Here is a 23,199-nt window from a genome sequence, read left to right on the forward strand (position 1 = left end):
GCCGACGACCTCAGCGCGGACTACATCGTCCCCTCGCCGCTGGATCCGCGGGTCGCCCCCGAGGTCAGCGCGGCGGTGTCGAAGGCCGCTCGTGCTGAAGGTGTGGCCACCGCGTGATCAACGAACCCTGTCGCGGGCCGGTGGGTCGGCGGTAGGTTCTACACCGGCGTCGAGTGGGGCCGGGAGAGTCCTCAGGGGCTCTCCCGGCCCCACTCGTAGGTGACATCCGGAAATCGACTTCACGAAGATTTCGAAAGTTGGCGTCATCTTGTCGGGCGAAGGCTGTCACCTCTTCAGGGAACCGGCCTCGGGGCCCGGCACCATGGCGATACCGACCGTGCCCAGAACGGTAGGGTCAGCACCACAACCCGTTGTGGTGTGCATCACTAGGTGGTTCGTCATCGGGGCCGTAATGGGCGGCCGTTGCGGCTGCAACGCGGGAGGGGTGCAGTTGACCGAGCGGAGCGAGCCGACCAGTCTCGGCCTGGCCGGCACCCCAGCGCGCGCGCAGGTCGCGAAAGCAGCGCTTCCGGACGCCCCCGCACTGCTGAGCGGCCCGGACGGCCAGGTCGTCGCCGCCACCGAGCAGGCCGCCAAGCTGGCCGGCCACGCCGACCCGAGCTCCCTTGTCGGCAACCAGCTCGTCGACCTCCTCGACCGCGAAGGCCGCGAGACTTGGCTGCGCGGGCCGCAGCGACGCGTCCCTGTCAGGCTCCAGACCTGGCCGCACCCCGACGACACGACGCTGCAGGTCACCCTCCTCGTCGACGTCTCCGACCTCGCCGAGGACAAACCCGGCACCGAGGTCGGGCCGCGCGACTCCGAAGAGCGCTACTGGCTCATCGACGCCCAGAGCCTCGCCAAGGTCGCCAGCTGGGTCTTCTACCCCGACACCGGCGAGATCTACCGCAGCCCGCTGCTCGCCGACTTCCTCGGAGCCGGCGGAGCCGAACACGCCGACGACGTCACGGCGATGATCTCCACCACCCACCCCGACGACCGGGAACGCGCCGCGCAGTTCTACGCCGACGTGCTCACCGCCGCCGAGGGCGAACTGCTCGAAGCCGAACTGCGCAACCTGCACGGCACCCGCGTCTTCCTGTGCACCGGACGCGCCGAGTACGACCGCGCAGGCCAGATCGTGCGAGTCCAGGGCACCGTGCAGGACGTCACCGAACACCGAGCCCTCGAACGCCAGCTGCGCGACGAGCGCCGGCGGCTGCAGGACGCGCAACGCATCGCCCGGCTCGGCACCTGGGAAGTCGATCCGCGCACCAACGTCATGCGGCTGTCGAGCATGCTCTACGAGATCCTCGGCCAGCCCATCACCACCACCGGCACCTTCGACCGCTACCTCGACCACGTCCACCCCGACGACCGCAAGTGGGTCCGCCAAGCGTGGCGGCCGCTGGTCGAACGCGGCGCACCCGTCGAGATCGAACACCGCTACCTGCGCAACGACTCCACGCGCATCCTGCGGATCCACGGCACCAAGATCGTCGACGCCGACGGCAGGGACCTCTTCGTCGGCACCGTGCAGGACGTCACCGAGCAGCGGGCCGTCGTCACCCGCATGGAACGCTCCAGCCAGCGCTTCTCCGACCTGGTCAACATCACCCCGGTCGGCATCGGGCTGTTCGACCACTCCGAACGCATCGTCAACGCCAACGAAGCCCTCTGCGACCTGCTCGGATACCGGCTCGACCAGATGCGCGGGCTTAGCATCCGCGACATCACCCACCCCGAAGAAGCGGACCCGAACCTGCCCGCACCCGACGAGCACGCCGGGATCCGCCGCCGCGCACCCCAGCGCGTCATGGTGCGCGCCGACGGCGAACCCGTCTACTGCGAACTGCACACCTCCACCTCGGTGCAGGACGACGGAACCGAGTTCTGGCTCGTGGTGTTCCAGGACATCACCGAACGCCGACGCGCCGCGGAAGCCCTGCGCTACCAGGCCAACCACGACGACCTGACCGGGCTGCCCAACCGCACCGCCGTCAAGGAGCTGCTCGGCAGGCTGCTGGGCCGGGCCGACTCGCGCGGCATCGCCGTGCTGTTCTGCGACATCGACAACTTCAAGCGGGTCAACGACTCGCTCGGGCACGACGCGGGCGACGAACTGCTGGTGGCCCTGGCGCGGCGCCTCGAAGGCGGCCTTCCCGTGGAGTGCACCGCGGCACGGCTCTCCGGCGACGAGTTCGTCATCATCTGCTCCGACGTCGAGGCCAGCGGCGGAGTCGACCAGCTCGCCACCCGCGTCTCGGCGCTGCTGCGCACCGCCGTACCCGTGCACGGCCAGCTGGTCCGGGTCTCCTCCTCGATCGGCGCGGCCGTGCCCAACGGTTCCAGCTCGGGCGGCGAAGACCTGCTGCGCTTCGCCGACGCGGCCATGTTCGAAGCCAAGCGGCGCGGCACCGGCAAGGTCTCACTGGCCAGCCCGGCCCTGATGGCCGCCGCCGACCGCCAGCTGCACCTGGAAGGACAGCTCCGCGAAGCGCTCAGCAACGACGGCCTCGCCCTGCACTACCAGCCCGTCGTCGACGCGGAAGGCACCGTCGTCAGCGCCGAGGCGTTGATCCGCTGGCCGCACCCGGAACGCGGGATGCTGTCCCCCGACGCGTTCCTCCCGGTGGCCGAACAAGGGGACCTCCTGCGCGAACTCGACCGCTGGGTCCTGCGCACCGCGCTGCGCGAAGCGACGTCCTGGCCGGTCCGCAACGGACGCCCCGTCAGCATCGCCGTGAACCTCGCCGGCCTGGTTCCCGGCGGCCCCGACTTCGTCGACTCCGTCGCCGACATCGTCGCCGAAACCGGCATCTCGTGGGACCGGGTGATCCTGGAGCTGGTGGAGACCTCGCTGGTCGACCTGCCCTCCCGCACCCGGCACGAGATGGGCGAACTCGTCTCCCGCGGCGTGCGGTTCGCCGTCGACGACTTCGGCACCGGCTACTCGTCGCTGGCCCGGCTCAAGGACCTGCCCGCGCAGATCATCAAGGTCGACCGGCGGTTCGTCGCCGGAGTGGGCGGCGACGCGTCGGACTTCGCGGTCGCTCGCGCCGTCGTCGACATGGCCTACGCGATGGACCGGCAGTGCGTCGCCGAAGGCGTCGAGGACGCCACCCAGTTCCGGTTGCTCCGCGGCGTCGGCGTCGAGTCCTACCAGGGCTGGTTGTTCTCCGGCGCCGTGCCCGCCCCGAAGTTCCGCGAAATGCTGGCGAACGGGCCCCTCACCGTGCCGTGATCGCCCGCAGCACGTCGGCGATCCGGTGACGCGGCAGATCGATCAGCCGCAACTCCAGGTCGTCGGGGTGCGGTGCGAGTTCGGCGACCTCCTCCCGCGCCTGGCGCTTGGTGAGGTCCTCGCTCTGCGCGATGAGAGCTTCCCGCCAGATGTTGCCCAGCTTGCCGTGAGCGCGCTGCAGCACGAAATCGGCTGCCGACTCGGTTCCCGCGCGTTCGGCGACCACGACCGCGTGCTTGCCGTCCGGGGTGCTGCGGTGCAGCTTCAACCGGTACTTGGCCGCGACCAGATCCCGCAGCTCGGACTGGGCGCGTTCGCTGGTGATGTCCGGGTGGTTGTTGGACACCACGAAGGCCACCTTCTGCGCGCTGCACGCCAACAGCATCCGCAACAGCCACGGCCCCGGATCCGCGCGGAGGTCGAAGGCCACCGGGGCGCTCTCGCGCACCGGACGGGTCCAGCCCGCCCGGCGCAACTCGGCGACCGGGGCGCCGAGCCGCTCGGCAGCCGCCTCCGGCAAGGCCGCCGGAACCTCACCCGAAGCCTCCACCGATTGCGGGCCGTGCGTGTAGATCGCCTGGTCCTGGCGGAGCGCCAGCTTGCGGGTGTGCGAGGTCGGCTGGCACACGTACAGGTCGCTCGCGCTGCCGATGGCCTGCGCGCCGAAGTACCGGTTGAACTGCGGGAGGATCGCTTCGAACACGAAACCCAGCCGCAGCAGCTCCTGCTGGACCTTCAACCCCAGAGCCGGGGTGCGCGGGCTGTAGCCGTAGGCCAGGAACACCCGGCTGTGACCCGGCGCCAGGCATTCCGCGGCCCGCGTGGAGAACAGGCCGATGCCCTCCGGCGTGTACGGCGGGTCGGTGAACACCGCGTCAGCCCAGCCCTCCACCGCCGGCGGCAACCCGAAGCGCAGGTCGGCGTGCGTGGTGCCGATGCTGAACCCGCGCTCGGCCGCCACGGCGTCGATGTGGCGGAGGATGCGCTCGTCCAGGTCCACCACGCGCACCTGCGCCGACGGCACCACCAGCGCCAGCGCCAACGACGTCAGGTCGTGATCACCCAGGCACAGGACCTTCTTGCCGTCGAGGTCGTAGTTGTCGCGCAGCCACATCGCCCGGCGCAGCGCGGTCTCCGGAGTGGCGGTGACGTGGTCCAGCGCCGCCTCCGGGCGAGGCCCCGAGGTCACGAAACCGCGCATCGCCTGCAACGCCCCGGCGTCGAGCCCGGCCTCGGTGTCCACTGCGGACGAGGTGTCGAGGGACCACTCCTGCCGGTAGAGCGGGAGCAGGGAGTCCTTGATGCGGTGGACACCGTCGCCCTCGTCGAGGTCATCACCGACCGCGGTGAGCACCTGCTCGACCGTCCGGCGCGACACCCCGGTTCGCCTGATCAGCTCGTCCAACGAGCGCGGGCCTGAGGCGAGTTCGGCCAGCACGCGGCGCACGTGGTGGCCGAGGAGGCCGTACTCGGCGTGGAGCGCTCGAACGGCTTCGATCGGAGTGGGTGGCTGGGCGTTGTCCATGGGATTGCACAGCTTAATCGGTGCGAGAAACCGTCGACGGTCGCGTTCGTGTCACCGTCGAGGGTTCAACTCCCTGCGATTTCCCGCATTATGGGAGCAGATCACGCATCGATCTCAGTCGATCGCGGGAAGGGAATCGTCCGGCTAGGGTCGGCCGGGTTTGGGGGATCCACGCGAGAGGGGGCTCGCTTGATCGAGTTCCAGTCCGTCCGCAAGCAGTACCCGAACGGCACCGTCGCCGTGGAGGAACTCAGCCTGTCCGTCAAGACGGGAACCATCACCGTGCTGGTCGGGCCTTCCGGCTGCGGCAAGACCACCCTCATGCGGATGGTCAACCGCATGATCGACCCCTCCTCGGGCACCGTCTCCGTCGACGGCACCGACGTGCGCGACCGCGACCCGGCGCAGCTGCGCCGCAACATCGGCTACGTCATCCAGCAGGCAGGACTGTTCCCGCACCGAACCGTGCTGGACAACATCGCCACCGTCCCCATGCTGGCCGGCAAGACCCGCCGCGCCGCGCGCGAGCACTCCCGCACCCTGCTGGACCTCGTCGGCCTTCCCGCCGACCTGGGAAACCGGTACCCGGCGCAGCTCTCCGGCGGTCAGCAGCAACGAGTCGGAGTGGCCCGAGCGCTGGCCGCCGACCCGCCCGTGCTGCTGATGGACGAGCCCTTCAGCGCCGTCGATCCGGTCGTCCGCGAAGGACTCCAGGATGAGCTGCTGCGCCTGCAGGACGAGCTGGACAAGACCGTCCTGTTCGTCACCCATGACATCGACGAGGCCATCAAGCTCGGCGAGAAGGTCGCCGTCCTGCGCCAAGGCGGACACCTCGCCCAGTACGCGCAGCCCGACGACCTGCTGGCCTCACCGGCCGACGACTTCGTGACCTCCTTCGTCGGCCGCGACCGCGGCTACCGCCGGCTGTCCTTCGTGGACTCCGTGCGCCTGCGGCCGAAACCCGTCCCGACGGTCCGGTTGGGAGAAAAGGTCCCCTCCACCGACCAGTGGCGTTTGGCGGTGGATGAAGGTGACCGTCCACGCGGCTGGCTGCCCCCGGGCACCGACTCCGACGGCGACCTCGCCGAGCACACCCTCCTGGCCGGCGGCTCGCTGCACGTCGAGCACGGGAACCTCCGTGGCGCTCTGGACGCCGCCCTGTCCGCACCGTCCGGGCTGGGCGTCGTCGTCAACGCCGACGGCGGTGCGGTCGGCGTCGTCACCGCCGACGACGTGCTGTCGCTGCTGGACGAGCACCGGGCGGCGACGTGATCGACTTCTTCGACTCCCCGAGCAACCGCGAACTGGTGGCCACCCAGCTCGCCGAACACCTCTACCTGTCGTTGCTCCCGCTGCTGCTCGGCGTCCTGCTGGCACTCCCGCTGGGACGCCTCGCACAACGCGTCCGCTGGCTGCGCGGTGCCCTGCAGAACACCGCGAACGTCTTCTACACCATTCCTTCCCTGGCGCTGTTCGTGATCCTGCCCGGCCTGATGGGAACCCCGCTCCTGTCGCCGCTCAACGTCATCATCGCTCTGACCCTCTACACGGCGGCGCTGCTGGTGCGACCGGTCCGCGACGCGCTGGAGTCCGTGCCCGGCCACATCGTCGCCGCCGCCACCGCCATCGGATACCGGCCGGGCCGGCGGCTGTTCGCCGTCGAACTCCCCCTGGCGGTGCCGGTGCTGGCCGCCGCCGTGCGAGTGGCATCGGTGAGCAACATCAGCCTGGTCAGCGTGGGTGCGCTGGTCGGGATCGGTGGGCTGGGCAGGCTGTTCACCGACGGCTTCCAACGCGACTACCCGCAGCAGATCATCATCGGCATCGTGCTGACGCTGCTGCTCGCACTGGTGGTGGACCTGTTGCTGGTGCTGCTGTGGCGGCTCGCGACCCCGTGGGCGCGGCGATGATCGGCGAACTGATCGCGTGGCTCGGCGACCCCGCGCACTGGAGCGGACCCGGCGGGATCCCCGCGCAGACGCTGCTGCACCTCTACTACTGCGTGCTCTCGGTCCTCGTCGCCGCGCTCATCGCCGTCCCGCTCGGCGTCTACATCGGACACACCGGCCGGGGTTCGGTGCTGGTGGTGGGATTCAGCAACGCGATGCGAGCCCTGCCCACCCTCGGCGTGGTCACGCTGCTCGTGCTGGGCTTCGGCCTCGGAGTCACACCCGCGCTCGCCGGACTGGTGATCCTCGCGATCCCGGCGATCCTCTCCGGCGCCTACGCGGGCGTGCGCAACGCGCCCGCCGACGCCGTCGACGCGGCCAGGGGAATGGGCATGCGGCCGATCCAGGTGCTCTGGCAGGTCGAGCTGCCGACCGCGCTCCCGCTGGTGCTCGGCGGCATTCGCAGCGCGATGTTGCAGGTCGTGGCCACCGCCGCCGTCGCAGCCTACGTCGGTCTGGGCGGGCTCGGGCGAATCCTGCTCGACGGCCTGAAGATCAGCGACTACGCGCAGATGGCCTCGGCCGCGATCGTCATCGCAGCCCTGGCGGTCCTGCTCGATCTGACGTTGGCCGGTGTGACCCGGTTGGTGGTGCCGCGCGGTCTCGTCCTGGCCGCCCGACGAGGAGGTAACGATCGATGAAACGAATGCTGGCGCTGGCCGCCGCGGCGCTGGTGCTGACCGGCTGCGGCTCGCAAGACCCGCTCGAAGCCAACAAGGCCCAGAGCGGCCAAGTGGTGATCGGCTCGGCGGACTTCGCCGAGAGCGAGCTGCTGATGCACGTCTACGCCGAGGCGCTCAAGACCACCGGGGCCGACGTGCAGACGAGACCCCGCATCGGCGCCCGCGAGTTCTACGTCAACGCCGTCCGCAACGGTGAACTCACGCTCGTGCCCGAGTACACCGGCAACCTGCTGGAATTCCTCGACCCGGCCTCCAGCGCCACGGAATCGCAGCAGGTCTACGACCAGCTGCGCGGCAACGTCGGCACCGAAATGGAACTCCTCGACCAGTCCCCGGCCGAGGACTCCGACGTCCTCGCCGTCACCAAGGCCACGGCCGACACCGGTCTGCGCTCGATGGCCGACCTCGGACCGCGCTGCCGCGACATCGTCCTCGGCGCGCCCGCTGAGTGGAAGTCGCGGTGGGAAGCCAAGATCGCGCAGGACTACGGCTGCACCTTCAAGGAGATCCGCAGCGTCGAAGCCGGCACGATCACCGTCAACGCCCTGACCTCGGGCGAGATCCAGGCCGCGAACCTGTTCACCACCTCGTCGCAGATCACCACCAACAACCTGGTGAAGCTCGACGACCCGAAGAACATGTTCCCGGCGCAGAACGTCGTCCCCCTCGCGGGCAAGGCCAAGCTGACCCCGCCGCAGGTCGAGGTCGTCAACAAGGTCTCCAAAGCCCTGACCACCGAGAAGCTCACCGAGCTCAACAAGCGGCTCGAAGTGGACAAGGCCAACCCCGCCGACGTCGCCAAGGAATTCATCGCCACAGCCGGACTCTGACCGTCCTCGACCGGCCGCCCCACCGGCGGCCGGTCAAGCGCTGCGGCCGCTGATCCGGCCGGTGAGCTCAGCTGCCGCCGCACCGACGTCGGCCGCCAACCCAGGCCAGGTCTCGCCGCAGCCCGCGCCCTCGCAGGAGTGGCGAAAGGTGACCCCGATGGCGGCGATCGGCCGGGCCGTGTGATCGAAAACCGGGCACGCGACCGAGGCGAACCCGGGCGTGACGACACCGTCCTCCACCGCCCAGCCCCGGTGGCGCTCCTCGGACAGCAACCGGCGCAGATCCGGCAGGTTGCGAGGGCCGCGATCCGTGCGCAGCACGAAGCGCTCGGTGGAAGGGAACATCGCGCGCACCTGCGCCGCCGGGAGGTGCGCCAACATCGCCCGCCCCGACGCCGGGAGCTGAGCGGGCAACCTGACCCCGACGTCGGTGACCAGCGTCTGCGGTTGTGAAGGCCGCTCCTTGAGCAAGTAGAGGAGCTCGGCGCCGTGCAGCACCCCCAGCTGCGCGGCGCGGCCCACCCGGTCCACCAACCGCCGCAGGATCGGGCCCGCCAACCGTTCGAGCGGATCGTGCCGCAGGTACGCCGAACCCAACTCGAACGCCGCGACCCCCAGCCCGTAGCGGCGCTCCTCCGGCAGGTGCACCACGAAACCGCCCGCCACCAGCTCCGCCAGCAAGTGATACGTCGTCGACCTCGGCAAGCCCAGCTCGCGCGCCAGCACGCCCGCCGACACCGGACCGGCCCGCCCGGCCAGCGCCCGCAAGATCGCCAACCCGCGCCGCAGCGCGGGCACGTCACTGCTGTCGCCCACGCCCAGAGTCTGGCATCCCAGACAGAGTCCCTCCATCAGGGCTTCTGCCAGGAGCTTCCGCGAGCTGGGATGGGGACATGCACAACGAGTTGTTCCTCGGTCCGCAGCCGCTGTCGCGCGCGGAAGTCGTCTCGGTCGCGCGCGGGGGGAGCACCGTGCGGCTCAGCGAGCTCGCCGAACAAGGCATCGCCGCCACCCGCAAACACATCGAAGAACTGGCAGCCGAAGAACGACCCGTCTACGGGGTCTCCACCGGCTTCGGCGCCCTGGCCGTGCGCCACATCCCCAGTGAGCGAAGGGCGGCCTTGCAGCAGTCCTTCGTCCGCTCCCACGCGGCCGGTGCCGGCGACACCGTCGAACCCGAAGTCGTGCGCGCCCAGATGCTGCTGCGCCTGCACACCATCGCCACCGGCCACACCGGTGTCCGGCCCCGAACCGCCCACGCCCTGGCCGCGACGCTCAACGCCGGAATCGTTCCCCTCGTCCACGAGCACGGCTCCCTCGGCTGCTCCGGCGACCTCGCCCCGCTCGCGGCCGTCGCCCTGGCGCTCACCGGCGAAGGCGAGGTCCTCGACGCCACCGGCCGGCAGCGCCCGGCCGCCGAAGCGCTCTCGGAAGCAGGCATCGAGCCGGTCGTGCTGGCCGAGAAAGAAGGGCTCGCCCTCACCAACGGCACCGACGGCATGCTCGGCATGCTGGTGCTCGCCCTGAGCGACATCACCGCCCTGATCGACGTCGCCGACCTCACCGCCGCGATGAGCGTCGAAGCGCTGCTCGGCACCGACCGTCCCTTCGCCGCTGACCTGCAAGCCCTCCGCCCGCACCCCGGCCAAGCCGTCTCGGCTGCGAGGATGGCCGCCTTTCTCTCACATTCGCCGATCGTGGCCAGTCACCGCGGCCCGGACTGCCCACGCGTCCAGGACGCCTACTCGCTGCGCTGCTCACCGCAGGTCCACGGCGCCGCCCGCGACACCGCCGGCCACGCCGAGACCGTCGCCGATCGCGAACTCGCGGCCGCCATCGACAACCCCGTCGTGTTGCCCGACGGCCGCGTCGAATCCAACGGCAACTTCCACGGCGCCCCGCTCGGATACGTGCTGGACTTCCTGGCCATCGCGTTGGCCGACGTGGCCAGCATCTGCGACCGGCGCACCGACCGGATGCTCGACGTGGCCCGCTCCCACGGGCTCCCGGCGTTCCTCGCCGACGACCCCGGCGTCGACTCCGGACACATGATCGCCCACTACACGCAGGCCGGGATCGTCTCCGAGCTCAAACGCCTCGCCGTGCCCGCCTCCGTGGACTCCATCCCCACCAGCGCCATGCAGGAAGACCACGTGTCCATGGGCTGGGCCGCCGCCCGCAAGCTGCGCCGCGCCGTCGACGGCCTCACCACGGTGCTGGCCATCGAACTGCTCACCGCCGCTCGGGCCCTCGACCTGCGCGCACCCCTGGACCCCGGCCCCGCCACCGGCGCGGTCCGCGACCTGCTGCGCCGCGACGTGCCAGGACCGGGCCCCGACCGGCACGTGGCACCCGAGATCGCAGCCGCAGAACGACTCATCCGCAACGGCGAAGTCCTCGCCGCCGCCGAATCAGGGAGGGATCGATGACCGACGTGCGCGCCCCACGCGGCACGACGCTGACCGCCCGCAGCTGGAGCACCGAAGCGCCACTGCGGATGCTGCAGAACAACCTCGACCCCGACGTCGCCGAACGCCCGCAAGACCTCGTCGTCTACGGCGGAACCGGCAAGGCCGCCCGGAACTGGGCCTGCTACCAGGCGATCGTGCGCGAACTGACCACGCTCGGCCAGGACGAGACGCTGCTCGTGCAGTCCGGCAAACCCGTCGGCGTGCTGCGAACCCACGAGTGGGCACCGCGCGTGCTCATCGCCAACTCCAACCTCGTCGGCGACTGGGCGAACTGGTCGGAGTTCCGGCGCCTCGACGAACTCGGCCTGATGATGTACGGCCAGATGACGGCCGGATCCTGGATCTACATCGGGACACAAGGGATCCTCCAAGGCACCTACGAGACGTTCGGGGCCATCGCCACCAAGCGATTCGGCGGAACCCTCGCCGGAACGCTCACCATCACCGCGGGACTCGGCGGCATGGGTGGTGCGCAGCCGCTCGCGGTCACCATGAACGACGGCGTCGCGCTGGTCGTGGAATGCGACCCGGAACGCGCCCACCGCCGCGCCCGCCAGGGCTACCTCGACGAGGTCGCCGCCTCGCTCGACGAAGCCATCGACAAGGCCGTCGCCGCCAAGCGGGACCGCCGCGCCTACTCGGTGGCCGTCATCGGCAACGCGGCGCAGCTGCTGCCCGAGATGCTGCGGCGCGGAGTGCCTGCGGACATCGTCACCGACCAGACCTCGGCGCACGACCCGCTGTCGTACCTCCCGCTGGACGTGCAGCTGTCGGACTGGGCCGATCACGCGGCCCGCAAGCCCGACGAGTTCACCACGCGCGCACGGGAATCGATGGCCCGGCACGTCGAGGCGATGGTGGGCTTCCTCGACGCGGGCGCCGAGGTCTTCGACTACGGCAACTCGCTGCGCGGCGAAGCCCAGCTCGCCGGATACGACCGGGCCTTCGCCTACCCGGGCTTCGTCCCCGCCTACATCCGCCCGCTGTTCTGCGAAGGAAAAGGTCCCTTCCGCTGGGCGGCGTTGTCCGGCGACCCCGCCGACATCGCCAAGACGGACAAGGCCGTCCTGGAACTCTTCGGCGACGACGAGCACCTCGCCCGCTGGCTTCGGTTGGCTGACAGGAAGGTTCCCTTCCACGGACTTCCCGCCCGGATCTGCTGGCTCGGCTACGGCGAGCGCGCCGCTGCCGGCCTGCGGTTCAACGAGATGGTCGCCTCCGGCGAGCTCGCCGCACCCGTGGTCCTCGGCCGCGACCACCTCGACTGCGGATCGGTCGCCTCCCCCTACCGCGAAACCGAGGCCATGGCGGACTCCTCCGACGCGGTCGCCGACTGGCCGCTGCTCAACGCCCTGGTCAACACCGCATCCGGCGCGACCTGGGTGTCGCTGCACCACGGCGGCGGCGTCGGCATGGGACGTTCCCTGCACGCCGGGCAGGTCACGGTCGCCGACGGCACCGAGCTCGCTGCGCAGAAGCTCCAGCGGGTGCTCACCAACGACCCGGGCATGGGGGTGATCCGGCACGTCGACGCCGGGTACGAACGCGCCGAAGAAGTCGCTGCCGAGCGCGGCGTGCGGACTCCGCTGGTGAGCCGATGAGCGGGCTGAACGCCATCGCCGAGATCGGCGCGGATCGGCGGCGCGGCGGCTACTCGCGGCACGTCTTCGACGACGCCGAGCGGCACCTGCGCGAATGGTTCGTCGAGCAGGCCGAGAACCGCGGCCTCGCGGTCGAAACCGATGCCAACACCAACATCTGGGCCTGGTGGGGAGAGCCGGGACCGGGTGCGGTCGTCACCGGCAGCCACCTCGACTCGGTGCCCGGCGGAGGGGCCTTCGACGGCCCCCTCGGCGTGGTCAGCGCGCTCGAAGCCGTGGACCTCCTGCGGGAACGAGGCTTTCAGCCGCGCACACCGCTGGCCGTGGTGGTCTTCGCCGAGGAGGAAGGCGGCCGCTTCGGCGTGCCCTGCCTCGGGTCCCGGCTGATGACGGGAACCATCCACCCGGATCACGCGCGCGACCTGCGCGACCCCGACGGAGGCACCCTCGCCGAAGCGATGCGCTCCTTCGGCGCGGACCCAGCCCGCATCGGCCGTGACGAGACCGCTCTCGCGCGCATCGGGACCTTCGTGGAACTGCACGTCGAACAGGGCAAGGGCCTGATCGACCTGGATCGTCCCGTCGCGGTCGCCGACTCGATCCTCGGACACGGCAGGTGGCGGTTCCGCTTCAGCGGTCAGGGGAACCACGCGGGCGCCACGCTCATCGATGACCGAAAAGATCCCATGCTCCCCGCCGCGCAACTCGTCCTCGCCGCCCGCAGTGCGGCAGCCGCGACACCCGAAGGTCGTGCGACGGTCGGCAGGCTCGTCCCCACCCCGGGCGGCACCAACGTCATCGCCTCGACCGTGGACGTCCACCTCGACGCGCGCGCTCCCAGCGGTGCGCGATCCATGGTCGACGACCTGGCCGGGCAGGCGAGGGAATTCGCCGCGCAGGAGGGGTGCCAGGTGGAGGTCGTCGAGGAATCCTTCGGCGACACCGTCCACTTCGACCCGGTGCTGCGCGACCGGCTGCGCGGCGTCCTCGACGACGTCCCGGTCCTCTCCACCGGGGCCGGCCACGACGCGGGCGTGCTCGCAGCGGAGAAGCCGACCGCGATGCTGTTCGTGCGCAACCCGACCGGCATCAGCCACGCGCCCGAAGAGCACGCGACCGCCGAGGACTGCGCGGAAGGTTCCCATGCCCTGGCCCGCGTCCTCGCAGACCTGGCGGGGTGAGGGGATGTTCTGGTGCGAATGGGCGTGGCTGCCCGAAGGCCCCTGCCGCGACGTGCTGTTCGAGGTCGAGTCCGGGCGGATCACCGCGGTGCGGCAAGCCGAATCGCCCGGTGGTGCGCGGAGGCTCCCCGGTCTGGTGCTGCCCGGCCTGGCCAACGTGCACTCCCACGCCTTCCACCGGGCGCTGCGCGGTGACACCGCGCGTGGCACGTTCTGGACCTGGCGGGAGCAGATGTACCGGGTCGCGGCGAAGCTCGACCCGGACAGCTACTACCTGCTCGCGCGCGGCGTCTACGCGGAGATGGTGCGGGCGGGCATCACCGGTGTCGGCGAGTTCCACTACCTGCACCACGCGCCCGGCGGTTCCCGCTACCGCGACCCGAACGCGATGAGCCACGCGCTGGCACAGGCCGCCCACGACGCCGGAATCAGGCTGACGCTGCTGGACACCTGCTACCTCGCAGGTGGTTTCGACCGGGGACTCGACGAGGTTCAGCAGCGGTTCTCCGACGGCGACGCGACCGGGTGGGGCGAAAGGGCGGAGTCCTTCACCGCGCAGGACGTGCTGCTGGGTGCTGCGGTGCACTCGGTTCGCGCGGTCCCGGCCGAGGCGATCGGCGAGGTCGCCGGCTGGGCGCGTGACAGGAAGGTTCCCCTGCACCTCCACGTGTCCGAGCAGCGGGCGGAGAACGAGGCGTGCCTGGCGGCCCACGGTCGAACACCGGTGCAGCTGCTGGCCGAGTGCGGTGCTCTCGGTGAGGACGTCACCGCCGTGCACGCCACGCACCTCGCGGCCGGAGATGTGGCACTGCTGGGCGGCAGCGGAACCGGGGTGTGCCTGTGCCCGACGACCGAAGCGGACCTGGCCGACGGGATCGGTCCTGCCGGGGCTCTGGCGGTGGCGGGAAGTCCTCTATCACTGGGCAGCGACGGGCACTCGGTCATCGACGTCCTCGCCGAGGCGCAGGCCGTGGAGTCCTACCAGCGGTTGGCGACGGAAACCCGAGGGCACCACGAGCCGGGCGAGCTGCTCGCGATGGCCACAGCGCACTCCGCCATCGGGCGTCCCGATGCGGGACGGCTCGAAGCGGGAGCTCGCGCGGACTTCGTCGCGATCGACCTCGACAAACCGCGCTTGGCCGGTGTCGCGCTCCCGGTGATCCCGGCCGTGGCCCGCGCCGAGGACGTGCGCGAGGTGATCACCGACGGCAGGACCGTGGTCGCCGAGGGAACCCACACCACCATCGACACCGCGCGCGAACTGCGCGAATCCATCACGGCACTTCGAGCGTGAGGAAATAGGCGGCGATGTCATCCACTGTTATCACTGGAATAGGTGAACTCACGACCAACGACGACGAGCTCGGCACCCTCGCCGACGCGGCCGTGGTCGTCGACGGCGACCGGATCGCCTGGGTCGGTCACGCCGGATCCGCGCCGGAAGCGGACGAGCGCGTCGACGTCGAGGGGCGGGCGGTCCTGCCCGGCTGGGTGGACAGCCACACCCACCTCGTCTTCGCCGGCGATCGCACCGCCGAGTTCGCCGCCCGCATGTCCGGCCTGCCCTACCAGGCGGGCGGAATAGCGGCCACCGTCAACGCCACCAGGCAAGCCACCGACGCCGAACTCGTGGGAAACCTGCGCCGTCACGTCGAGGAAGCAGTCGCCCAGGGCACCACCTGCGTGGAGACCAAGACCGGCTACGGGCTGACCGTCGAGGACGAGCTGCGCGCAGCGAAGATCGCAGCCGCCGTCGCCGACGAGGTCACCTTCCTCGGGGCCCATCTCGTTCCGCCCGGAGCCGACGCGGCCGACTACGTGGAGCTGGTGTGCGGGGACATGCTCGACGCGGTCGCCGAACACGTCGGATGGTGCGACGTGTTCTGCGAGGAAGGGGCCTTCGACGTCGACCAGTCCCGTCGAGTGCTGCTGGCCGCCCGCCGGCGCGGCCTGGGACTGCGGGTGCACGGCAACCAGCTCGGACCGGGGCCGGGAGTGACGTTGGCGGACGAGGTGGGAGCGGCCAGCGTCGACCACTGCACCCACCTGGAGCCTTCCGACGTGGACGCGCTCGCGGCTTCTGACACCGTCGCGACCTTGTTGCCGGCCTGCGACCTGTCCACCCGCCAACCCCTTCCGGATGCCCGCGCGCTGCTCGACGCAGGGGCGACCGTGGCGCTCGCCAGCAACTGCAACCCGGGCTCGTCCTACACCTCGTCGATGGCCTTCTGCGTGACGACCGCGGTCCTGCAGATGCGGATGAGCGTGGCCGAAGCCGTCCGCGCGGCCACCTGGGGCGGGGCGCGTGCTCTGCGACGCGAAACCGGGGACGGTGCCGTCGGCGTGCTGCGCCCGGGCGCCCGGGCCGACCTCCAAGTGCTCGACGCGCCGAGCACGACATGGCTCGCGTACCGGCCTGGTGTTCCCCTGACCCGTGCTGTGTGGCGCGCAGGCGACCGCGTTCGATGAGGCGCCCTTCGCGTTTCTCGCCTTGACACCTTCCGGTCGTGAGCATGGGAACCTTCCTGTCAACACGGCCGCTGGTTCGTAGACTGCGCTCATGACCTGCGGTTCGAGACTGCCTCGGTGAACGATCGCGAGCGGATGCGGTCGGTGTTCGCTGAGGACGCCGACCTCTACGACCGGTGCCGTCCGGGCTACCCGGCGCAGCTGTTCGACGTGCTCACCGCGGCTGTCGGTGAAGGGGCCCGGGTGCTCGAGATCGGCTGCGGCACCGGGCAGGCGACCGTGCCGCTGGCCGCTCGCGGGTTCGCGGTCACCGCTCTCGAACCGGGGGAGGAGCTGGCCGAGATCGCCCGGCGTCACCTCGCCGATTACGTGTCCGCGCGGGTGGTGGTCGCCGCGTTCGAGGAGTGGCCGCTCCCGCGGGTGGGCTTCGACCTGGTCGTGGCGGCGACCTCGTTCCACTGGCTCGACCCCGCGGTGCGCATGGTCAAGGCCGCCGATGCGCTGCGTTCTCGAGGGGCGCTCGCCTTGGTCTCCACGCACCACATCGCCGGTGGCAGCGATGAGTTCTTCGCGCAGGTCCAGCAGTGCTATGAGCGATTCGATCCCCACATCGAGCCCGGGCAGCGCCTTCCGGTTGCCGACGAGGTCCCGGAGGACCCGGCGGAGTTCCACCGCTCAGCTCGTTTCAGCCCGCCGGAGTTCCACCGCTACGAGTGGGAAGCCCGCTACACGACAGACCAGTACCTGGGCCTGCTGATGACCTACTCGGGGCACCGGGTGATGTCGTCCCCGGCCCGTGACCGGCTGTTGGACTGCATCGGGCAGCGCATCGATGGTGATCACGGCGGGGTGATCACCAAGCGCTACCTGACGCAGCTCGCCCTGGCGAAGCGCTTCGGCTGATTCGGGTTTCATCGGCAAATGGTGCTAACATCGTCGAATGGCGATCAATCATGTGGAGCTGGACGCCGCTGCGGCGCTGTTCCACGGACTGTCCGACGGCACGCGGTTGGCCATCGTGCGGCGTCTCGCCGGAGGTGAGGCGCGAGTCGCCGATCTCGTGGAACACCTCGGACTGGCGCAGTCGACCGTGTCGGCGCACGTGGCCTGCTTGCGCGACTGCGGCCTGGTCGACGGCCGTCCACAAGGGCGACAGGTGTTCTACTCGCTTGCCCGGCCGGAACTGATCGAGCTGCTCACCGCCGCCGAAACCCTGCTCGCCGCGACCGGGAACAAGGTCGCCCTCTGCCCGAACTACGGCACGGAGACTCTCCACGACGAGGCCCGGCATGTGTGACGACGAGCAGCGGCACCGCCCAGCGCGCGTCGACGAGGCCGCTGCGGACGCCTGCGGCGACCGGTGCTGTGCGCGAACGGAGACCGTCATCGCGGACGCGCGACGTCGTGCACTGCAGCGGCGGGTGCGGTGGCTGGTCGGCGCCACGATCTCCTACAACGTGATCGAAGCGGTCGTGGCCATCAGCGCAGGCGCCGCCGCGTCCTCCACCGCGCTGATCGGGTTCGGGCTGGATTCGGTCATCGAGGTCGCCTCCGCGGCTGCGGTCGCGTGGCAGTTCGCCGGTTCCGACCCGGAAGCCCGCGAGCGAACCGCGCTGAAGGTGATCGCCGTGTCGTTCTTCGCGCTGGCGCTCTACGTGGCGGTCGAATCCGTGCGCAGCCTGCTCGGCGCGGAGGCCGCCGAACACTCCACCGCCGGCATCGTGGTCGCCTCCCTCTCACTGCTGATCATGCCGCTGCTGTCCTACGCGCAACGAAGGGCAGGGCGTGAAATCGGATCGGCGAGCGCCGTCGCCGACTCGAAGCAGACCCTGCTGTGCACCTACCTGTCCGGAGTGCTGCTCCTCGGGCTCGTCCTCAACAGCCTTCTCGGTTGGTGGTGGGCCGACCCGCTGGTGGGTTTGGTGATCGCGGCCGTCGCGGTCAACGAAGGCCGGCAAGCCTGGCGCGGTGAGCACTGCTGCTGATCCTCCCGCTGCCCTTGACTTCCAGCTAACTCGAAGTCAGAGGGTGGGCAGGAGCCGATCGAGAGCGGAGTGATCAGGATGCGTGCGGTGCAGGTGACGAAATTCGGGGGACCGGAGGTCCTGTCGGTGATCGAGAAGGCCGATCCCGCGCCACGACCAGGACAGGTCCTGGTGCGGATGGAGGCCGTGGACGTGCTGTTCCTCGACACGCGGCTCCGCCAAGGATGGGGGCGGGAGTACTTCGAGATGAACCCTCCCTACATCCCCGGAGACGGCATCGCCGGAGAAGTGGTCGCGCTGGGCGCGGACGTCGACCCGGCGTGGCTGGGCAAGAAGGTGGTCGCCAGCACCGAGAACAGCGGAACCTACGCCGAATTGGTCACCGTCGAGGAAACCGAACTCGTGGTGATCCCCGACGGACTGGACGAACAGGCTGCCGCGGTGCTCCTGCACGACGCCACCACCGCCATGCAGCTGGTCGACCACGCGGCCGTGCGCCCGGGAGAACGAGTGCTCGTCACCGCTGCGGCGGGCGGTGCCGCCTCCATCATCGTCCAGCTGGCCACAACCGCAGGGGCGAAGGTCATCGGTGCCGCGCGAGGCGAGGAGAAACTCGGCCTGGTGCGCGAACTCGGTGCCGAGCCGGTCGACTACAGCGCACCGGACTGGGTCGAGAAGGTCCGCGAACTGACAGGCGGCGTCGACGTCATCTTCGACGGCGCCGGCGGCGCATACGGGCGAGCCGCGTTCCAGTCCGCCGACAACGGTGCGCGCGTCATCACCTACGGCGCCTCCGACGAGGACTTCGCCGAGATCGACGCCGACGAAGCGCGGCGGCGCGACGTGACCATCACCGGGCTCCTCGAAATCCAGCACCTCTCGCGCCACCAGCGCAAGGACGTGCTCACCAAGGCGCTGGCAGAGGCCGCAGCCGGACACATCACCCCGGCCATCGGACGAACCTTCCGCCTCGAGCGCGCTGCTGACGCCCACACCGCCATCGAGCGGCGCGAGATCGTCGGGCGGGCGGTGCTGCGGGCGTGAACGTGGGCCCGGCCGCGCGTCCGGGGGTGCGCGGCCGGGGCCACCTCACTCGTCGTCGGCGTCGTCGCGTGCGAGGAAGGTCGCCAAACGCTCAGTGGCGTCCTCGAAATCCGGGTTGAGGTCCACGAAGGCCCGCATCCGGTCAGCGACCCACGCCAAGGTGACCTCGTCGTCACCGCGACGCTCTTCGAGTTCTTCAATGCCGCGGTCGGTGAAATACACCGCTTCCTCCTAGTGCTCCGTCGATCTTCGACGCGGTGTGGTTGGGAACAGCAGAGTACGAAACGGCCCTTCACCACAAGCGATGCGCCCCGGTCGAAGTGAGCGGAAGGTTCCCGTGCACACTCCGCCGACGGCACCCGAGCACGAAAAAGCGGGCCGCCGGCTCCCGAAGGAACCGGCGGCCCGCCTCAGCGAGAAGATCAGGCGAACGCGGTCTGCACGACCTCGGCCTGCTCGACCTCGTGGACCTTGGCCAGACCGGTGGCCGGAGCGGCCATCGGACGACGCGAAACCCGCTTGATCTTGCCGACCAGCTCCGGGAACTGCTCGTTCAGCGCCAAGCCCAGGAACGGCCACGCACCCTGGTTGGCCGGCTCCTCCTGCGTCCAGCGGACCGACTCCAGGTTCGGGTACCGCTCGAACAGGGCGCCCAGCTTGCGGTGCGGCAGCGGGTAGAGCTGCTCGAGCCGCGCGACCGCGGTGTCGGTGATGCCGTTCTTGTCGCGGTAGGCCGCCAGCTCGTAGTAGAGCTTGCCGGTGCACAGCACCAACTTGGTGACCTGCGACGGGTCCGGCTGAGCCGGGTCGTCGATCACCGAGGTGAACTTGCCCTCGGTGAAGTCCTCGACCGGGCTCGTCGCGGCCTTCAGGCGCAGCATCGACTTCGGCGTGAACACCACCAGCGGACGGTGGATGCCGTCCAATGCGTGCCGACGCAGCAGGTGGAAGTAGTTCGCCGGGGTCGACGGCATCGCGACCGTCATCGAGCCCTCAGCGCACAGCTGCAGCCACCGCTCGATGCGACCCGAGCTGTGGTCCGGGCCCTGGCCCTCCTGGCCGTGCGGCAGCAGCATCACCACGTCGGAGCGCTGGCCCCACTTGGCCTCACCGGACGAGATGAACTCGTCGATGATCGACTGGGCGCCGTTGAAGAAGTCACCGAACTGCGCTTCCCACAGCACCAGCGACTCGGGGTTGCCCACCGAGTAGCCGTACTCGAAGCCCAGAGCCGCGAACTCCGACAGCGCCGAGTCGTAGACCAGGAACTTGCCCTGGTCACCCGAGAGGTTCTGCAGCGGCGTGTACTCCGAGTCGTTCTTGCGGTCGATGAGCACCGAGTGGCGCTGACCGAACGTGCCGCGGCGGCTGTCCTGACCGGTCAGGCGGACCTGGCGGCCCTCCATCACCAGCGAACCGAACGCGAGCAGCTCGCCGAAGGCCCAGTCGATGCCACCCTCGCGGCCCATCTTGGCGCGACGCTCCAGGACCGGCTTCACGCGCGGGTGCGGGGAGAAGCCGTCCGGCAGGTTGATCTGCGCCTCGGAGATGCGCTCCAGCGCCTCCTGCGAGATCGCGGTGGACAGGCCACGCGGCACCTGCTGCTCGGCCTCGACCGACGGACTCGGTGCCGGCGGGTGCTTCTCCAGCTCGCGGACCTCGTTGAACACGTGCTCGAGCTGCGCCGCGTAGTCCTTGAGCGCCTTCTCCGCCTCGTCCACGGTGATGTCACCGCGGCCGATCAGCGACTCGGTGTAGACCTTGCGGACGCTGCGCATCTTGTCGATCGCGTCGTACATCTTCGGCTGCGTCATCGACGGGTCGTCGCCCTCGTTGTGACCACGGCGGCGGTAGCAGACCATGTCGATCACGACGTCCTTGCCGAACGCCTGGCGGTACTCCACGGCCAGCCGCGCGACCCACACGCACGCCTCGGGGTCGTCACCGTTGACGTGGAACACCGGCGCGCCGATCATCTTCGCGACGTCGGTGCAGTACTTGCTGGAACGCGAGTGCTCCGGAGCCGTCGTGTAACCGACCTGGTTGTTGACGATCACGTGGACGGTGCCACCGGTGCGGTAGCCGCGCAGCAGCGACAGGTTCAGCGTTTCGGCGACCACGCCCTGACCGGCGAACGCGGCGTCGCCGTGCAGCAGCACCGGCAGCACCGTGAAGCCCTCCTGGCCCTTGTCCAGGATGTCCTGCTTGGCGCGGACGATGCCTTCCAGCACGGGGTCCACGGCTTCCAGGTGGGAGGGGTTCGAGGTCAGCGACACCTTGGTCTCGCCGTCACCGAACATCCGGAAGTACTTGCCCTCGGCGCCCAGGTGGTACTTCACGTCACCGGAACCGTGGGCCTGCCCCGGGTCGAGGTTGCCCTCGAACTCGCGGAAGATCTGCGAGATCGGCTTGCCGACGATGTTGGCCAGCACGTTCAGGCGGCCGCGGTGCGGCATGCCGATGACGACCTCGTCGAGCTCGTTCGCAGCGGAGTTGTCCAGCACCGCGTCCAGTAGCGGAACCACGGTCTCGGCGCCTTCCAACGAGAACCGCTTCTGCCCGACGTACTTGGTCTGCAGGAACGTCTCGAACGCCTCGGCCGCGTTGAGCTTCGACAGGATGTACTTCTGCTCGGTCGAGTCAGGCTTGGTGTGCGGCTTCTCGACCCGCTGCTGCAGCCATTCGCGCTCGTCCGGCTCCAGGATGTGCATGTACTCCACGCCGACCGTGCGGCAGTAGGAGTCGCGCAGCACGCCCAGCACGTCACGCAGCTTCATCTTCTCGCGACCGGCGAAACCACCCACGGCGAACTCGCGGTCCAGGTCCCACAGCGTGAGGCTGTGCGACAGGACGTCGAGGTCCTCGTGGCGGCGCTGCCGGTAGTTCAGCGGGTCGATGTCGGCCATCAGGTGACCGCGGGTGCGGTAGGCGTCGATGAGCTCGAGCACCCGGGCGGTCTTGTCGACGGCGCCCTCGGGGATGTCCTGCGTCCAGCGCACCGGCTCGTAGGGGATGCGCAGCGACGCGAAGATGTCGTCGAAGAACCCGTCCTCGCCCAGCAGCAGCTGGTGCACGCGGCGCAGGAAGTCGCCGGACTCGGCGCCCTGGATGACGCGGTGGTCGTAGGTGGACGTCAGCGTCACGATCTTGCTGATGCCCATGTCGACCAGCGTCTTCTCGCTGGCGCCCTGGAACTCGGCGGGGTAGTCCATCGCGCCGACACCGATGATCGCGCTCTGGCCCTTGGTCAGCCGCGGCACCGAGTGGTTGGTGCCCGACGGGCCCGGGTTGGTCAGCGAGATCGTGGTGCCGGAGAAGTCGTCCGCGGTCAGCGCGTTGCTGCGCGCCTTGCGGATGATGTCCTCGTAGGCCTGCCAGAACTGGTAGAACGTCATGTCCTCGCAGCCCTTGATGGAGGCGACCACGAGGTTGCGCGCACCGTCCTTGCCCGGCATGTCGATCGCCAGGCCCAGGTTGATGTGCTCCGGCGTGACCGCTGCGGGCTTGCCCTTGGCGTCCTCGCCGTAGTGGCGGTTCATGTTCGGGAAGTCCTTGACCGCCCTGATCAGCGCGTAGCCGATCAGGTGCGTGAAGGAGACCTTCCCGCCCTTGTTCCGCTTGAGGTGGTTGTTGATGACGATGCGGTTGTCGAACAGGAGCTTGGCGGGCACCGCGCGCACGCTCGTCGCGGTGGGGACCGTCAGCGACTGGTCCATGTTCTTGGCGATCGCGGCCGCAGCGCCGCGCAGGGTCTGCACATCACCTTCTGCCTGCGGCTGCTTGACCGGGGCGGCCTTGGCGGCCTGCTGCGGAGAAGGCTTCGGAGCGGCGGCGGGCTTGGCCGCGGGTGCGGCGGCCGCCGGCGCGGACGCCTGACCGTTGGTCTCACTGGCGCGCGTCGCCGTGGCCGTCGGTGTCGGCGGCGCCGCAGTGCCGGCCGCAGCAGCGGTAGCGGTGTTCTCGTTTGTCGCCTGACCCGACTTGTAGTCGGCGAAGAATTCGTGCCACGCCGAGTCTACGGAAGTGGGATCTTGGAGGAACTTCTCGTACATCTCCTCGATCAACCACTCATTGGGGCCGAACTGTGACGCGGGGCTGCTGGACACGGCTGGCGTTCGCCTCGATCCATATGCTCGTGATTTACAGACACACTCGGGTACCAGGCTAGCCGCCCGATTCGCGAGGTTGACACACAGGACGGCCGTTTGGCTGATCGA

General features: G+C 69.9%; 18 protein-coding genes. 14 read left to right on the top strand and 4 right to left on the bottom strand.

Going from position 1 to position 23,199, the window contains the following annotated elements; all coding sequences use genetic code 11:
• Positions 1-451 precede the first annotated feature (451 nt).
• The gene (locus AB0J78_RS27425) at positions 452-3,244 is read left to right on the top strand and encodes an EAL domain-containing protein (protein WP_363793892.1); all 2,793 of its coding nucleotides are present in this window, start codon (positions 452-454) and stop codon (positions 3,242-3,244) included.
• On the opposite strand, the gene AB0J78_RS27430 is transcribed toward AB0J78_RS27425, so the two are convergent.
• Positions 3,231-4,769, bottom strand: coding sequence for a bis-aminopropyl spermidine synthase family protein (locus tag AB0J78_RS27430; protein WP_363793894.1), 1,539 nt, complete (start codon positions 4,767-4,769; stop codon positions 3,231-3,233). The two genes, AB0J78_RS27425 and AB0J78_RS27430, sit on opposite strands and share 14 nt — an antisense overlap.
• A 189-nt stretch (positions 4,770-4,958) precedes the next feature.
• Here AB0J78_RS27430 and AB0J78_RS27435 point away from each other — a divergent pair, with 189 nt between their 5' ends.
• From AB0J78_RS27435 to AB0J78_RS27450, 4 genes are read left to right on the top strand one after another with little or no spacing between them, the layout of a single operon-like run.
• Positions 4,959-6,041, top strand: a complete 1,083-nt coding sequence (locus AB0J78_RS27435; RefSeq protein WP_363793896.1) for an ATP-binding cassette domain-containing protein — start codon at positions 4,959-4,961, stop codon at positions 6,039-6,041.
• On the top strand, positions 6,038-6,679 hold the full coding sequence (locus AB0J78_RS27440) for an ABC transporter permease subunit (RefSeq protein ID WP_363793898.1): 642 nt from the start codon (positions 6,038-6,040) through the stop codon (positions 6,677-6,679). The genes AB0J78_RS27435 and AB0J78_RS27440 overlap by 4 nt, the downstream gene beginning before the upstream one ends.
• On the top strand, positions 6,676-7,359 hold the full coding sequence (locus tag AB0J78_RS27445) for an ABC transporter permease subunit (RefSeq protein ID WP_363794167.1): 684 nt from the start codon (positions 6,676-6,678) through the stop codon (positions 7,357-7,359). Before AB0J78_RS27440 ends, AB0J78_RS27445 begins: the two co-directional genes overlap by 4 nt.
• Positions 7,356-8,231: an ABC transporter substrate-binding protein gene (locus tag AB0J78_RS27450; RefSeq protein WP_363793900.1), complete on the top strand. Its 876-nt coding sequence runs from the start codon at positions 7,356-7,358 to the stop codon at positions 8,229-8,231. Before AB0J78_RS27445 ends, AB0J78_RS27450 begins: the two co-directional genes overlap by 4 nt.
• 33 nt (positions 8,232-8,264) lie before the next feature.
• Here the strand turns inward: AB0J78_RS27450 and AB0J78_RS27455 are convergent, their stop codons facing one another.
• The gene (locus AB0J78_RS27455; RefSeq protein ID WP_363793902.1) at positions 8,265-9,047 is read right to left on the bottom strand and encodes an IclR family transcriptional regulator; all 783 of its coding nucleotides are present in this window, start codon (positions 9,045-9,047) and stop codon (positions 8,265-8,267) included.
• 77 nt (positions 9,048-9,124) lie between these two features.
• On the opposite strand from AB0J78_RS27455, the gene hutH reads away from it, so the two are divergent.
• The 9 genes from hutH (at position 9,125) to AB0J78_RS27500 (ending at position 18,982) form a co-directional block, all read left to right on the top strand.
• On the top strand, positions 9,125-10,660 hold the full coding sequence (hutH, locus tag AB0J78_RS27460) for a histidine ammonia-lyase (RefSeq protein WP_363793904.1): 1,536 nt from the start codon (positions 9,125-9,127) through the stop codon (positions 10,658-10,660).
• Positions 10,657-12,303 (top strand): urocanate hydratase, encoded by a 1,647-nt coding sequence (gene hutU / locus AB0J78_RS27465; RefSeq protein ID WP_363793906.1) that lies wholly within the window; start codon positions 10,657-10,659, stop codon positions 12,301-12,303. Before hutH ends, hutU begins: the two co-directional genes overlap by 4 nt.
• Positions 12,300-13,484 carry an allantoate amidohydrolase gene (locus AB0J78_RS27470; protein ID WP_363793908.1) on the top strand — a complete coding sequence of 395 codons (1,185 nt, stop codon included), beginning with the start codon at positions 12,300-12,302 and terminating at the stop codon, positions 13,482-13,484. The genes hutU and AB0J78_RS27470 overlap by 4 nt, the downstream gene beginning before the upstream one ends.
• Positions 13,447-14,778, top strand: coding sequence for a formimidoylglutamate deiminase (locus tag AB0J78_RS27475; protein WP_363793910.1), 1,332 nt, complete (start codon positions 13,447-13,449; stop codon positions 14,776-14,778). The genes AB0J78_RS27470 and AB0J78_RS27475 overlap by 38 nt, the downstream gene beginning before the upstream one ends.
• Before the next feature lie 14 nt (positions 14,779-14,792).
• The gene (gene hutI / locus AB0J78_RS27480) at positions 14,793-15,953 is read left to right on the top strand and encodes an imidazolonepropionase (protein ID WP_363793912.1); all 1,161 of its coding nucleotides are present in this window, start codon (positions 14,793-14,795) and stop codon (positions 15,951-15,953) included.
• 117 nt (positions 15,954-16,070) lie between these two features.
• Positions 16,071-16,856: a class I SAM-dependent methyltransferase gene (locus AB0J78_RS27485; protein ID WP_363793914.1), complete on the top strand. Its 786-nt coding sequence runs from the start codon at positions 16,071-16,073 to the stop codon at positions 16,854-16,856.
• A gap of 37 nt (positions 16,857-16,893) precedes the next feature.
• Positions 16,894-17,250: a metalloregulator ArsR/SmtB family transcription factor gene (locus AB0J78_RS27490; protein ID WP_363793916.1), complete on the top strand. Its 357-nt coding sequence runs from the start codon at positions 16,894-16,896 to the stop codon at positions 17,248-17,250.
• Positions 17,243-17,938 carry a cation transporter gene (locus AB0J78_RS27495; protein ID WP_363793918.1) on the top strand — a complete coding sequence of 232 codons (696 nt, stop codon included), beginning with the start codon at positions 17,243-17,245 and terminating at the stop codon, positions 17,936-17,938. Before AB0J78_RS27490 ends, AB0J78_RS27495 begins: the two co-directional genes overlap by 8 nt.
• Positions 17,939-18,025: 87 nt before the next feature.
• Positions 18,026-18,982: a zinc-binding dehydrogenase gene (locus AB0J78_RS27500; protein WP_363793920.1), complete on the top strand. Its 957-nt coding sequence runs from the start codon at positions 18,026-18,028 to the stop codon at positions 18,980-18,982.
• A gap of 45 nt (positions 18,983-19,027) precedes the next feature.
• On the opposite strand, the gene AB0J78_RS27505 is transcribed toward AB0J78_RS27500, so the two are convergent.
• Together AB0J78_RS27505 and AB0J78_RS27510 are read right to left on the bottom strand one after the other, a co-directional pair.
• Positions 19,028-19,204 carry a DUF6104 family protein gene (locus AB0J78_RS27505; protein WP_093413728.1) on the bottom strand — a complete coding sequence of 59 codons (177 nt, stop codon included), beginning with the start codon at positions 19,202-19,204 and terminating at the stop codon, positions 19,028-19,030.
• Positions 19,205-19,404: 200 nt separating this feature from the next.
• Complete coding sequence (locus AB0J78_RS27510) at positions 19,405-23,088, bottom strand: multifunctional oxoglutarate decarboxylase/oxoglutarate dehydrogenase thiamine pyrophosphate-binding subunit/dihydrolipoyllysine-residue succinyltransferase subunit (protein WP_363793922.1); 3,684 nt, start codon at positions 23,086-23,088, stop codon at positions 19,405-19,407.
• Between the last annotated feature and the right edge of the window lie 111 nt (positions 23,089-23,199).

The sequence above is a fragment of the Saccharopolyspora sp. NPDC049426 genome, from assembly GCF_040676935.1.
Classification (GTDB): Bacteria; Actinomycetota; Actinomycetes; order Mycobacteriales; family Pseudonocardiaceae; genus Saccharopolyspora.

Bases quoted from the DNA above. Each gene is read 5' to 3' on its own strand.
- AB0J78_RS27430 (WP_363793894.1), bottom strand. From the start codon at position 4,769: ATGGACAACGCCCAGCCACCCACTCCGATCGAAGCCGTTCGAGCGCTC.
- AB0J78_RS27445 (WP_363794167.1), top strand. From the start codon at position 6,676: ATGATCGGCGAACTGATCGCGTGGCTCGGCGACCCCGCGCACTGGAGC.
- AB0J78_RS27450 (WP_363793900.1), top strand. From the start codon at position 7,356: ATGAAACGAATGCTGGCGCTGGCCGCCGCGGCGCTGGTGCTGACCGGC.
- hutH (WP_363793904.1), top strand. From the start codon at position 9,125: ATGCACAACGAGTTGTTCCTCGGTCCGCAGCCGCTGTCGCGCGCGGAA.
- hutU (WP_363793906.1), top strand. From the start codon at position 10,657: ATGACCGACGTGCGCGCCCCACGCGGCACGACGCTGACCGCCCGCAGC.
- AB0J78_RS27470 (WP_363793908.1), top strand. From the start codon at position 12,300: ATGAGCGGGCTGAACGCCATCGCCGAGATCGGCGCGGATCGGCGGCGC.
- AB0J78_RS27475 (WP_363793910.1), top strand. From the start codon at position 13,447: ATGCCCTGGCCCGCGTCCTCGCAGACCTGGCGGGGTGAGGGGATGTTC.
- hutI (WP_363793912.1), top strand. From the start codon at position 14,793: ATGTCATCCACTGTTATCACTGGAATAGGTGAACTCACGACCAACGAC.
- AB0J78_RS27490 (WP_363793916.1), top strand. From the start codon at position 16,894: ATGGCGATCAATCATGTGGAGCTGGACGCCGCTGCGGCGCTGTTCCAC.
- AB0J78_RS27495 (WP_363793918.1), top strand. From the start codon at position 17,243: ATGTGTGACGACGAGCAGCGGCACCGCCCAGCGCGCGTCGACGAGGCC.